This is a genomic window from Paenibacillus xylanexedens (genome assembly GCF_001908275.1).
In the GTDB taxonomy this organism is placed as follows: Bacteria; Bacillota; Bacilli; order Paenibacillales; family Paenibacillaceae; genus Paenibacillus; species Paenibacillus xylanexedens_A.
This window is the reverse complement of record NZ_CP018620.1, coordinates 3,395,765-3,409,353: the sequence shown is the minus strand read 5'-3', so window position 1 is coordinate 3,409,353 and position 13,589 is coordinate 3,395,765. Positions and strand designations below refer to the sequence as shown.

At 46.0% G+C, this 13,589-nt stretch carries 11 protein-coding genes; all 11 read right to left on the bottom strand.

Going from position 1 to position 13,589, the window contains the following annotated elements; genetic code table 11:
* Positions 1–203: 203 nt before the first annotated feature.
* Positions 204–473: a 30S ribosomal protein S15 gene (gene rpsO, locus BS614_RS15260; RefSeq protein ID WP_017689136.1), complete on the bottom strand. Its 270-nt coding sequence runs from the start codon at positions 471–473 to the stop codon at positions 204–206.
* Positions 474–632: 159 nt separating this feature from the next.
* Complete coding sequence (locus BS614_RS15255; protein WP_036671020.1) at positions 633–1,571, bottom strand: bifunctional riboflavin kinase/FAD synthetase; 939 nt, start codon at positions 1,569–1,571, stop codon at positions 633–635.
* 70 nt (positions 1,572–1,641) lie between these two features.
* Positions 1,642–2,565, bottom strand: a complete 924-nt coding sequence (truB, locus tag BS614_RS15250) for a tRNA pseudouridine(55) synthase TruB (protein ID WP_074094583.1) — start codon at positions 2,563–2,565, stop codon at positions 1,642–1,644.
* Positions 2,559–3,536, bottom strand: coding sequence for a DHH family phosphoesterase (locus BS614_RS15245; protein ID WP_074094582.1), 978 nt, complete (start codon positions 3,534–3,536; stop codon positions 2,559–2,561). The genes truB and BS614_RS15245 overlap by 7 nt, the downstream gene beginning before the upstream one ends.
* A gap of 19 nt (positions 3,537–3,555) precedes the next feature.
* On the bottom strand, positions 3,556–3,915 hold the full coding sequence (gene rbfA / locus BS614_RS15240) for a 30S ribosome-binding factor RbfA (RefSeq protein WP_017689140.1): 360 nt from the start codon (positions 3,913–3,915) through the stop codon (positions 3,556–3,558).
* 25 nt (positions 3,916–3,940) lie between these two features.
* Positions 3,941–6,526: a translation initiation factor IF-2 gene (infB, locus tag BS614_RS15235; RefSeq protein ID WP_074094581.1), complete on the bottom strand. Its 2,586-nt coding sequence runs from the start codon at positions 6,524–6,526 to the stop codon at positions 3,941–3,943.
* Positions 6,519–6,848 (bottom strand): L7Ae/L30e/S12e/Gadd45 family ribosomal protein, encoded by a 330-nt coding sequence (locus BS614_RS15230; protein WP_017689142.1) that lies wholly within the window; start codon positions 6,846–6,848, stop codon positions 6,519–6,521. Before BS614_RS15230 ends, infB begins: the two co-directional genes overlap by 8 nt.
* Positions 6,841–7,146 carry an RNase P modulator RnpM gene (gene rnpM, locus BS614_RS15225; RefSeq protein WP_017689143.1) on the bottom strand — a complete coding sequence of 102 codons (306 nt, stop codon included), beginning with the start codon at positions 7,144–7,146 and terminating at the stop codon, positions 6,841–6,843. Before rnpM ends, BS614_RS15230 begins: the two co-directional genes overlap by 8 nt.
* A gap of 25 nt (positions 7,147–7,171) precedes the next feature.
* Positions 7,172–8,269, bottom strand: coding sequence for a transcription termination factor NusA (gene nusA / locus BS614_RS15220; RefSeq protein WP_047842500.1), 1,098 nt, complete (start codon positions 8,267–8,269; stop codon positions 7,172–7,174).
* Positions 8,270–8,392: 123 nt separating this feature from the next.
* Positions 8,393–8,854: a ribosome maturation factor RimP gene (rimP, locus tag BS614_RS15215; RefSeq protein WP_047842499.1), complete on the bottom strand. Its 462-nt coding sequence runs from the start codon at positions 8,852–8,854 to the stop codon at positions 8,393–8,395.
* A gap of 256 nt (positions 8,855–9,110) precedes the next feature.
* Positions 9,111–13,430, bottom strand: coding sequence for a PolC-type DNA polymerase III (locus BS614_RS15210; protein ID WP_074094580.1), 4,320 nt, complete (start codon positions 13,428–13,430; stop codon positions 9,111–9,113).
* Positions 13,431–13,589: the final 159 nt, after the last annotated feature.

The window sequence follows — 13,589 nt, the reverse complement described above, 5'->3', positions numbered from 1 at the left end:
TCCTGCTTGTCCTGCATTCATTAGCTATGTATGGATCTTTCAACATGCTAACCTGCACAACAAAAGCTCCTCACGGAGCCCCATCTACAAATATATGGCAACATGTTCATCTACAAAACAACCCGGCTGTAAGTTCCGCTTGTCCTTTTAGACAAAAGAATGACGGATAACAGCCAGGTTGATTTTGAAAACATGTACGATAATTAACGACGCAATCCGAGTTTTTCGATCAGTGCGCTGTAACGTTTAACATCTTTGTTTTTCACGTAAGCCAAAAGCTTACGACGTTGACCTACCATTTTCAAAAGTCCACGACGTGAGTGGTGGTCTTTCTTATGCGTACGCAAGTGGTCTGTCAAACTTGTGATGTTTTCCGTAAGGATAGCAACTTGCACCTCTGGAGATCCTGTATCGGACTCGTGAGTTTTGTGCTCGTCGATCAGTTGTTGTTTACGTTCTTGAGTCAATGCCATCCTGTTCACCTCCTTCAATATAATCGCCATTAGCCTCGTCACCGCCGGTGAGAGCAAGCAACCAAGCCAAGGTTAATGTTGCCTCAATCGACAACGTAGTACAGTATATCATAATTGCCTAGTTAAAGTAAATGTAAACATGCATTTAATCCTGAACCTTTAAGATAACAGGCGGCCGGCAGTTAATGCATCTTCACGAATCTGGCTAATCAATGCCTCAATGGAGTCAAACTTTCGTTCTGCACGAATATAGTGAACGAGCTCAACCTTTAGTTCCTGGTCATACAAGTGTCCATCAAAATCAAGCAGGTGCACTTCAAACGTAGGTTTCATCCCGCTTTCGTGAAACGTAGGTTTCACACCGAGATTCATTACGCCATGCAGTTCCTGTTCGCCATACTGCACACGAACAGCGTAAACACCCTTCGACGGGGTAACGTAATGATCCGTGAGTTCAAGGTTCGCTGTAGGAAATCCAATCGTTCGTCCACGCTTCTCCCCGTGAATGACAGTTCCTCTGATGCTGTAAGGTCGGCCAAGCCACTGACTGGCCTCATCCATCTCCCCACGCTTCAACAGGCCACGAATGAGAGAACTGCTCACTTTTTCACCATTTAACAAGAAAGGAGGAACGGTTTCCACCGTCATCTCTCCTTCTCCCAAAGTACGAAGAAGTTGTTCATCCCCTGCACCCTTGTGACCAAAACGGAAGTCAAAACCCACCACCGCTGTTCTTGTCTGAAGAGGAATCAACAGGTCGTGTACGAATTGTTGCGGCGTCAACCGTGAGAAATCTTCATTGAACTCCACCACATAGAGTACATCAACGCCCATTCCTGCCAAGATGTCTTCTTTATCTCTCAAGGGAGTTAAATAACCCTCGTAATCCCCTTTGCGCATAACTTCCTTCGGATGTGGATGAAAGGTCATGACCGCTGCCTGCATGCCCGTTTCCCGCGCAATGCGGACAGCTGATAAAATGACACTTGCATGTCCGAGATGCAGTCCGTCGAATTGACCAATCGCAAGCACTTGGGGCAGTGTGCTCAGCTCAGTCGAATGTAACGTCTGCGGATAGGTTAGCATTACGGTTTTCACAATCATTCACCTGCATTTCACTAGATAGGCCAAGCTTGAGCATCACCACAACTCCAAGCCCGAAACCTCTTTATTCCGGCAAAAAGACTTTAACTGCCCTCACCGTTGGTTTTAGTTCATCCCGTTCAAATATCCCCAGAAACGTACCATCCTGAGCATACAACCGCAATAAACCAGGTTGCTCTACAGGCGGTTCCAGAAGACGCGCAGACAGTTTCTGACCTTGCAGTGCTCCTTTGGCCTGTTCTTCTCCAACCTTGTGGGCCGGAATTAAAGCAATAGCCTCGTCAACAGGAATCAGCGCCTCCGCCAATGTCCCTTCAGCCATAAGTTGTTCCACTTCTTCAATACGAAGACAACGATCTGCAGAGATACCTGCCGATATCGTACGCTCAAGTTGAACCATGGTTGATGGATATCCAAGTTGCCGGCCAATGTCTACACACAATGTCCGAATATAAGTACCTTTTGAACATAAGGCCCGAAAGGATATATCGGTGGTCTCACCCTGAGTCTCAATCCCTGTAAGTTCGAGCTCATAGATTGTGACCTCACGGCTCTTACGCTCTACCGTCTTACCTTCACGAGCAAGCTCATAAAGACGTTTGCCGTCTACCTTTACCGCAGAATACATAGGTGGTACCTGTGAGATCGTGCCCAGAAACTGCTCAAGCACCTGTTGAACCTGTTCCTGTGTTACTTCCACAGTCGTTTCAGCCCGCTCAATGACTTCCCCTGTCATATCCTCTGTGTCAGTAGACAGTCCCAATCTCAGCGTAGCCAGATATTCCTTCGGAAGCTCCTGCATGTACTCCACCACACGTGTCGCCCGTCCGAGACAGAGCGGCAGAACGCCTGTAACTTGTGGGTCAAGTGTGCCCGTATGCCCAATGCGCTTCATTTTGAGAATGCGACGCATTTTGGCTACAACATCATGAGAAGTAAATCCCGCCGGTTTATATACCGGAAGTACACCTTCAAATGGCTTTACCATTGTGAATTCACCTGCTTCAGCACTTTTGCGACAATATCATCAAGTCTGCCTTCCAGACGACATCCGGCTGCGAGCACATGCCCGCCTCCGCCAAAGGTCTGTGCTAGTGCAGCAACATCAATCTTACCAGCTGAACGCAAAGAAACCTTGACTGCATTCTCGTTGATGACTTTGAAAAAGATACCAACTTCCACGCCCTGAATGTTGCGCGGATAGTTCACTACCCCTTCAAGATCTTCATTAGCTGCTCCACAAGCCACCATATCATCTGGTGTAATAACAACCCAGGCTATCTTTCCATCATCTGTCATCTGCAGGCTTGATAGTGCCTGATTCAAAATCCGAACTTGCGGAAGAGTCACCTGCTCCAACAAGGTTTGGGCGAGATAGGGTCCATCCACGCCATGTTCAAGCAGTCTGGAAGCCGTTGTCATTACATTTGGGCTGGTGTTCGCATAGCGGAATCCACCTGTATCGGTAAGCAATCCTGTATAAACTGCCGTCGCAACATCTTTATCCCATGTTACTTGGAACAGGTTAAGAAAATCGAACAAGATTTCAGCCGTTGCAGCAGCATCAGACTTAATGATGTTGACTGTACCATAACCGTCATTTGTAGGGTGATGATCAATATTCAAGATAACAGCATCATCTTCAAAATAATGACGTGTCAAACCTACTCTGGCAAAGTCTGCACAATCCACACAGATAACAGCTTTATATTTTCGCTGCGGTGGTTGTTCGGTCATGTTCACAATGTTGCCTGCTTCCCACAAAAATTGCATGCGCCCAGGGATTTCACCTTCATTAATCATCGTGAATGTCTTACCCAGACATGACAGCAGCCAGCCCACCGTTACCGTCGAGCTGACTGCGTCACCGTCCGGCTGTACATGCGACACGACCAGGTAATCATCATGCTCCAGCAGAAATTGCTTTCCGGCCTGGAGCGCCTGTTCATAAGTGTGCATTGCCGTCTCCTCTATTCTGTTACTGGGATTCGTTCTTGTCGGAACCAATATCGCCAAGCAGCTTCTCAATTCGGCTGCCATACGCGATGGATTCGTCAATCTTAAATATCAACTCGGGAACATGCCGGAACCGGATACGTTTGCCCAGCTCGGAACGCAAAAATCCATTTGCTTTTGCCAGAGCTTTCAGCGTGTTATCTTTTTGTTCCTGTTCACCGAAGACACTCAGATAAACTTTGGCTTGCGACAAGTCTCCTGTCACTTCGACTCCCGTTACCGTAATAAAGCCGATACGTGGATCTTTCAGTTCAGACTGGATGAGCAGACTTATTTCTTTCTTGATCTGCTCGCCCACTCTACCTGTACGAATCTTAGCCATAGTTGTTCACCTCATGCTTCCTTGCTTATCGTTGTACGGTCTCCATAATGAAGGCTTCGATAACGTCGCCTTCTTTGAGATCATTATATTTATCAAGTGTGATACCGCACTCGTAACCTTGTGCTACTTCTTTGGCATCATCTTTATAACGTTTCAGGGAATCCAGCTTACCTTCGTAAAGGACAATACCATCACGAATCAGGCGTGCTTCCGCAGAACGCGTAATTTTACCCGAGGTAACCATACAACCAGCGATGGTACCCACTTTACTGATGGAGAACGTGCTCCGAACTTCAGCATGACCGATAACTTTTTCTTTGTAGATCGGATCAAGCATACCTTTCATCGCTTGTTCAATTTCTTCGATAACACTGTAGATCACGCGATGCAGACGAATGTCTACTTGCTCTTGATCTGCAGTTGATTTCGCCTGGTTATCAGGACGAACGTTGAAACCGATCACGATAGCATTGGATGCTGCAGCTAAAATGATGTCGGATTCTGTGATTGCACCAGCGCCGCTATGAATAATTTTCACGCGTACACCTTCAACTTCGATCTTCGCAAGGGAACCTTTCAATGCTTCAACCGAACCTTGTACATCACCTTTGATGATTACGTTCAGATCTTTGATCTCGCCATCTTTGATGTGCTGGAACAGATCATCCAACGTCACACGAGTATGCGTACCCAGATCGGATTCACGTTGCGTGATCGAACGTTTGTCAGCGATGGAACGCGCTTTGCGCTCATCTTCAAACACCATGAATGGATCTCCCGCACCTGGAACTTCAGTCAGACCTGTGATTTCTACAGGTGTTGAAGGTCCAGCTTCTTTCAATTTGCGACCTTTGTCATTGACCATCGCACGAACACGACCGAAGCAGTTACCTGCTACGAAAGCATCGCCGACTTTCAATGTACCGTGCTGTACGAGGATACGTGCAACTGGGCCACGTCCTTTATCCAGCTCGGCTTCAATCACTGTACCACGGGCACGTTTGTCCGGGTTCGCTTTGTATTCGTTCACTTCTGCAACCAGCAGAATCATTTCAAGCAGACCTTCCAGACCCATTCTTTGTTTCGCTGACACGTTAACAAAGATGGTATCTCCGCCCCACTCTTCAGGAACGAGTTCATAGCTGGTTAATTCTTGTTTCACTTTATCTGGATCAGCGCCCGGCTTGTCAATTTTGTTGACAGCCACGATGATTGGTAGTCCAGCAGCTTTGGCATGGTTAATCGCCTCAATGGTCTGTGGCATAACACCGTCATCCGCAGCTACGACAATAATCGTCATATCCGTAACTTGTGCGCCACGTGCACGCATCGCTGTAAACGCTTCGTGACCCGGAGTATCCAGGAACGTGATCTTTTTGTTATTAATTTCAACTTGATATGCACCGATATGTTGCGTGATTCCGCCTGCTTCGCCATCGGATACATTCGTGGAACGAATCGCATCCAGCAAAGTAGTTTTACCATGGTCAACGTGACCCATGATCGTAACTACTGGTGGACGAGCCTGCAAGTCAGCAGCATCATCATTCTCTTCCAGTGTTTCGAAACGGTCATCTTCAAGCACAATCTTCACTTCAACCTCAACACCGAATTCACCTGAAAGCAGAAGGATCGTTTCGATATCAAGCTCTTGGTTTATTGTTGCCATAACGCCCATAGCGATGAGTTTTTTGATAACTTCGGAAGCATCCTTATGGAGCAACTTCGCTGTTTCACCAACGGTCATATCACCACGAACGATGATTTTCTTAGGTGTGTTATCAATTTTCTCACGTTGTTGGTACTGTTGTTGATTTCTGTTGCGGTTGTTCTTGCCACCACGGTTACCACGGAAGTTGCCGCCACGGTTGTCATCATAACGACGTCCACCGCCACCGCTGTTCGAACGGTTACCACTATTGTTGTTGCTGCCAGTAGTACCACCTGGGCCGCTTCTACGTTGGCCTTGTCCTTGGCTCTGACCTTGGCCACCGCTACGGTTGCCAGCAGTACCTGTATTACCACCGCTGTTAGGGCCTGAAGTTCTTACTTGACCGCCACCGCTGTTATTCGGACGTTGACCCGTTCCTTGCGGACGGGATGCAGTACTGCTTTGTCCACCTTGAGCTGGTCTTGGACGGTTAGTTGATTGTCCTCCTTGGCTTGAGCCTTGGGAAGAGTTCGTTCTGTTGCGGCTGTCTTGGCCGCTGGGTCTTTGGGTGCCATTGTTATTGTTGGAATTTGGTCTATTGTTCATACCTACCTGCTTTTCCTGTTGTATTTTTGTTTGTACGGGACTACCGGATGGGTTGCTGCTAATCGGCGTGTTCACTCCGCCGGCCGGTTTGTTGCTGTCCACTGGTTTGTCACTGCGCACCGCCGAAGTAGCAACTGGTTTTGCATCATTGCCTTGTTTCGAAGCAGCAGTGGATTTTATATCTTTAAAAAATTGTTCCACCTTACCGACTGAACCATTCTCCATGACACTCATATGATTGTTTACGGGAATTTCCAGCTTTTTAAGAATGGTTATAATTTCTTTACTACTCATATTAAGGGACTTCGCATATTCATAAACCCGCAATTTATCCTTGTTTTCTTGTTTACTCAATATACTCCACCTCCGACATTATACCGACTTGCTTGGAGATCATTTTTGCAAACCCTCGATCCGTTACTGCAAGAACAACACGCGTGTCTTTACCGATACTTGAACCCAGACTATCCCGGTCAAATCCGATCAACAGAGGAACCTTATAAGTTCCGCATTTATCGCGAAATTTCTTTTGTGTATTGGCTGAGGCGTCACCCGCAACAATAACCATTTTAGCTTCGGAAGAACGGATCGCTTTAAGTACAATTTCTTCACCTGTTACAAGTTTACCTGCACGCATAGAGAGTCCCAAATAAGACAGCGTTTTAATATTAGTCATGTTCACGCTCCTGTGCTGCTTTGAATTCATCCTCAACCGCGATGAAGTCAGCTGCTAATTGCTCGTAAATTTCAGGTGAGACTTTGCCTTTTAACGCCCGATCCAAAGCCCGGTTTTTGAGTGCGAGCTTAAAACAGGACTCTTTGCCGCATAAATAGGCACCACGTCCGGATTTTTTGCCAGTCAAATCGATCAGCACTTCATCCTCTGGCGTTTTAACAATGCGAATCAGCTGCTTTTTGGGCATCATTTCTTGGCATGCCACACATTTGCGCAGCGGCACTTTTTTTGGTTTCATACGTCAGCGCCCCCCGTACTTTACTTTAGTCGACGGAGACGGAATCCTGATGCATTTCAGAAGAAGAATCTTTTTCTCTGCCGAATTCCTGTTCCGCCTGGCTCTCGCTCTTAATGTCGATTTTCCAGCCGGTTAATTTGGCTGCCAATCTGGCATTTTGGCCTTTGATACCAATTGCGAGGGACAGTTGATAGTCCGGAACGATAACCCGAGCCATCTTTTCTTCCTCAAATACATGAACTTCCAATACTTTGGAAGGACTCAGTGCATTAGCAACATATTCGTCTACCTGATCGGAGAAACGAACGATGTCGATTTTTTCACCGCGCAGCTCACCCACAATGGTCTGCACGCGCATTCCCCTAGGACCTACACAAGATCCAACTGGATCAACTTCCTCGTTGCGGGAGTGAACGGCAATCTTGGAGCGGAACCCTGCTTCGCGAGCGACGGAGCGAATTTCAACTACACCGTCAAAGATCTCAGGCACTTCCAGTTCAAAGAGACGTTTCAAGAGGCCCGGATGGGTACGGGACAAAATGATTTGCGGCCCTTTTGTCGTATTCTCGACCTTGGTGATATACGCCTTAATACGGTCACCATGAACAAACTTCTCGTTCGGCATCAATTCGGTCAGCGGTAAAGCCGCTTCGATTTTGCCCAGATCGATGTAGATATTGCGCAAATCCTGACGCTGCACCACTCCCGTAACGATATCTTCTTCCTTATCTACGAAAGCGTTGTAGATCAGGCCGCGTTCGGCTTCACGAATCCGCTGGGTCACTACCTGTTTGGCAGTTTGTGCCGCGATACGTCCGAAATCACGCGGCGTAACTTCAATCTCCGCAATATCTTCCAACTGGAAGTGTGGGTTGATTTCTCGTGCAGCAGGCAATGAAATTTCGGTACGTGAATCCAGGACTTCTTCCACGATCAATTTACGGGCATACACCCGAATAACTCCCGTATTACGGTTCATGTCAACACGCACATTCTGGGCCGTGTTGAAATTCCGCTTGTAGCTGGAAATTAGTGCAGCCTCGATCGCTTCAAACAGCACATCCTTGCTGATCCCTTTTTCCCGTTCCAATTCATTCATTGCTTCAATAAAATCCATACTCATGAATGTTGATCCCCCTTTCAAACATGGCATCTCATACGTAAAACGGCGAAAGGCTCTGAACTCATGAGCACCTTGCCGTTATCGTGAGATGTGTCTTTTTCATTAATAAAGTGAACAAGGCACTTAAAACAAAATAGCTAGGCGCGCACTGGCAACCTTATCATAAGAAATGGCATGCTGTTTTTTGCCTGCTTCGATCACGAGTTCCTCGTCATCAAAGGAAAGCAGCTTGCCTTCAAATTCCTTCAATCCGTTCACCGGCTCGTAGGTTGTAACAAAAACATTTTTGCCTACAGCTTTGGTAACGTCCTCAGGTTTTTTCAGTGGACGCTCCGCACCGGGAGAAGACACTTCAAGGAAATAGATGGTTGGAATCGGATCGTTCTCATCCAGCTTGGCGCTCAGCTTTTCGCTGATCAAGACACAATCGTCGATGTCGATGCCACCCTCTTTGTCGACATACACCCGTAAAAACCAGTTGCTGCCTTCTTTGACGTATTCGATGTCAACCAGCTCGAAGCCTTGTTCGTTCAGGTAGGGTTGGATCATTTCTTCCACGGTAGATTTAATGTTCGTTGTGCTCAAAACCAATAACCTCCAACTTAGGTTACACCAGCAAAAAAGCACTGGCAGATTATTCAATACCCAAGATTCTTGTATACCAAAGACTAAAGAGTGGGTTTCCCCACTCTTTAGAAATTCGTACTATCTCGTTCACTTCAAAAATTATAACATAGTCTGGTAATAGTGACAAGTAAGCGATGCTTCAGGCAGTTTACTTACTAATGAAGGAAAAATTACGTTCCCCCAACAATCGCTATGGTTAGATCCAAATTCAATCCTAGAAAAGGGATAGCTGATTGCTCTCTGGCAAGCCACGGAAACATCCCATATTCGACAGAAGTTCAACAATGGTCTTACTTGCTTTCGACTTCTGCTGGAAATCTTCCACCGACAGGAATTCACCATGATCTCTTGCCGCAGCGATATTTCGAGCTGCATTATCCCCGATTCCTGCCAAAGCTGAAAATGGAGGGATTAGTGTTTTTCCGTCAACAATGAACTTCGTCGCTTCCGAACGATATAAGTCAATAGGTTTCAGCGAGAATCCGCGAGCTGCCATTTCCAGACCCATTTCAAGGACAGGGAGCATGTTTTTCTCTTTTGGCGGTGCCTGGAAACCTAATTGCTCGATCTCCGTAATTTTCCGGTAGATTGCGTCATATCCCTGACACATCAGTTCGATATCGATCTCATCCGCCCGTACCGTAAAGTAGGTTGCGTAATATTCAATCGGATGATATAGCTTGAAGAATGCCGTACGTACTGCGGAAATAACATAAGCGGCCGCGTGAGCCTTCGGGAACATGTACTGGATTTTGAGACAAGAATCAATGTACCATTGAGGTACTTTGCAATTCTTCATCTCGTCAATCCATTCCTGTGGCAGACCCCGTCCCTTACGAACACTCTCGGTAATCTTAAATGCCAGACTTGCGTCCATTCCCGTTTTATAAATCAGGAACAACATGATGTCATCCCGACAACCGATTACCGTCTTAATGTTGCACGTTCCGTTCTTAATCAGATCCTGAGCGTTTCCAAGCCATACCCCTGTACCATGGGATAAACCGGAAATTTGCAATAAATCGGCAAAAGACGTCGGCTGGGATTCGACAAGCATCTGACGTACAAACTTCGTTCCCATCTCCGGCACGCCAAACGTTGCGACTGGCGACCTAATCTGTTCCGGTGTAACACCCAGAGCTTCGGTTGAGTTAAACATGCTCATGACTTTCGGATCATTCATCGGAATGGTCGTTGGATCGACCCCTGTCAAATCCTGCAACATCCGCATCATAGTTGGGTCATCGTGCCCCAGAATATCAAGTTTCAGCAAGTTCTCTTCAAAAGCATGATAATCAAAGTGTGTCGTTTTCCACTCCGCATTAACGTCGTCAGCCGGAAACTGAACAGGTGTAACGTCTTCGACCTCGATATAATCAGGTACTACGACAATACCGCCGGGATGCTGTCCAGTACTCCGTTTCACCCCAGTACAGCCAGAGGCCAAACGATTCAATTCAGCTCCACGCCATTTCTTCTGATGCTGTTCCTCATACTTCTTGGCAAAACCAAATGCTGTTTTCTCAGCCACCGTACCAATGGTCCCTGCACGGAAAACACTTTTCTCACTAAATAACACTTTCGTGTAGTTATGTGCGTGAGGCTGATAATCACCAGAGAAGTTCAAGTCAATATCGGGAACTTTATCTCCTTTAAACCCAAGGAAGGTCTCAAACGGAATATCCTGGCCTTCTCCTTTAAGTATGCCACCACAATCCGGACACTCTTTCTCTGGAAGGTCAAATCCACTCCGAACACTGCCGTCCAGGAACCACTCGCTGTGTTTGCATTCTGAATTCACACAAATATAATGAGCTGGTAGTGGATTAACCTCGGATATACCCAGGAATGTAGCAACAACAGACGAGCCTACCGATCCCCGCGAACCTACCAGATAACCATCCTGATTCGATTTTTTAACCAAGCGTTCCGAGATCAGATAGTTGGCAGAAAAACCGTATTTAATAATTGGAATGAGCTCTTTCTCTAGTCGTGCAACGATTACTTCTGGTAATTCCTCGCCATAGATAGACTTGGCAGTGTCATAGCAGGTATTACGGATTTCTTCGTCCGCACCTTCCAGAATTGGAGTAAACAGTTTGTCCGGAAATAACTTAATTTCCTCAAATCGATCAGACAACTCCACCGTATTTGTGACAACGACTTCGTAAGCTTTATCTTGGCCCAGGAACTGGAACTCTTCCAGCATTTCCTCTGTCGTTCTAAAATGTGCATCCGGTTTACGTTGATCTTTCAGTGGACTAAAACCTGTAATTCCGTGAATGGTGATATCCCGATATAACTTGTCACGCGGTTCCAAATAGTGCACGTTACCTGTGGCTATGACTGGTTTATTAAATTTTGCGCCAATATTAATGACTTTACGGATCGCTGTTTTGATTTCTTCGGGTGTAGCCACCAACCCTTTATCCACCAAATGCATATACATGGTAAGTGGTTGAATCTCCAGTATGTCATAGAACTCAGCGATCTCTTCCGCTTCTTCGAGCGATTTGTTAAGCACCGCTTCGAAAAACTCCCCTTTTTCACAGCCCGATATAATAACAAGGCCTTCACGCAAATTAATCAGTTTTGATTTGGGAATGCACGGTACCCGCTTGAAATGTTCCGTATGAGAGAGAGATACCAGCTTGTATAAATTTTTCTTACCGACATCATTCAATGCATAGATTCCACAATGGAAAGGTCTTGTATTCGACAAGTCGACACCTACATAATCGTTCAAGCGATCAAGCCTCGTTAACCCTTTCATCTGAGCAGCATCATTTAATAATCCGATCAGTATACCCGCGAGTGCAATCGTATCATCAATGGCACGGTGATGACTTTCGAGTCCAACCTTATATTTATCCGCCATCGTATTCAGACGGTGGTTCTTATTTTTTGGAAATAACAATCTCGCCAGTTCCAATGTGTCAAGGACCGGATTAGGAAGTTCTGGCAATCCAATTTGCTTCAGGGAAGCCTGGATAAAGCCCATGTCAAAACGTGCATTATGCGCAACAAGCACACCATCACCAGCAAACTGCACAAAATCACGGATAACAGGCTCTAGCTCAGGTGCGTCTTTTACCATGTCATCATTAATATTGGTCAACTGCTGAATGTTGTAGGGAATGCGTTCATGCGGATTCACAAACGTTGCAAACCGGTCGATTTCTTTACCATCTTGCATCTTCACGGCTGCAATTTCAATGATTTTGTTCTGTGTTACCGACAGACCCGTGGTCTCGATATCAAATACAATGTATGTCGCTGTTTGGAGATCCAACGGCTGTGGAGCCATTACGACCGCAACAGAGTCATTCACTACATTGGCCTCAAGGCCGTAGATCATTTTAATCCCGTTTTTCTTAGCAGCCTTGGAAGCCTCGGGATATACCTGTACACCACCATGATCACTGACAGCAATCGCCTTATGTCCCCACTCTGCTGCCATTTTCACGTATTTGTCGATTGAAGTTACAGCATCCATCGTACTCATCGTAGAGTGCAAATGGAACTCCACCCGTTTCTCTGGTGCATTATCTTTGCGAGACGGCGGTGCTTTAACTTCAATCAGGTCCGATGGAATCATAGCCAGTTCAGGAATTTGCATAAACCGGTCATATTCTACACGACCACGCACTTTTACCCATTTACCGTTAGCCAACAAACTGAGAATTTTAACATCTTCTTTTGTTTTGGCAAACATCTTCATTTGCATGGAGTCGGTGAAGTCGGTCAGATAGAATGTAAACAGTGTATTTCCGTTTCGCAGTTCTTTACGATCCAGACCAAACACCGAACCTTGAAGCGTGACCTTTTTCTCTTCATCCTGGATTTCCTGCATGGGTACTGCCGGCTCCTTGATGTCATAACCCATTTGCAAACGCAGATCACCCTGCTCCTCATCCACCGGGATTTCTGTGTCCACTTCACTCATCATCTTCTCGATGACCTCAAGTTCTTCTACACGTTTTTGGGCCTGGAACTGTTCCATGGCCTCTTTATTACTTCCCACTTCACCCACTTGCATCTTGATGCGAAGAGATAGATGAAAGTATTTTTCATAGAATTTTGTAATAGCTTGATCAATCTGTTTCTTACGAGCCAATTCCATCGACGTTGCATCACTCATTGTCAGTTGTAGAAGATCCTCTTCACATTCAAAGGTTGTTCGGTTCATCCAACCATTTACAGATGGAATCTCACGGGTAACCCACTCCAGAAACAGATTCCAATATTCACTAACGATATCACCATTTTGTACTTGATCCGTGTATTTGAAGCCAAATGAAATTTTGGCGATATGATTCATTTTCTCTTGAATATGCAGGCAAAATGTGCGATAGATTGGAGCGGGTACCAACGTATCCTTTGCAATCAGAATATTCCAATCCCGATTACTTCGATTGGTCTCTACTTGTTCAATCCATCCATCCAAAAAATAGGGCTCTAACAGACCAGCCGGAAGCTCTGCCTGTTTCATCAACAACTCAAACCGTTTTCTTTTCTCCTCGAATCCGCTCATCGTGTTCCTCCTTGTACCCCCTTAAAGCATGAAAAGCCCCTGCATTCAAAAATGTCACCGATCCGAACTCGCACCGACTCATTTTATCCGACAGAAGCTCTCCATTCATTACTCTTACAGTCCGTACGTGCCGTTATATACATTGAACAAAAAGATATT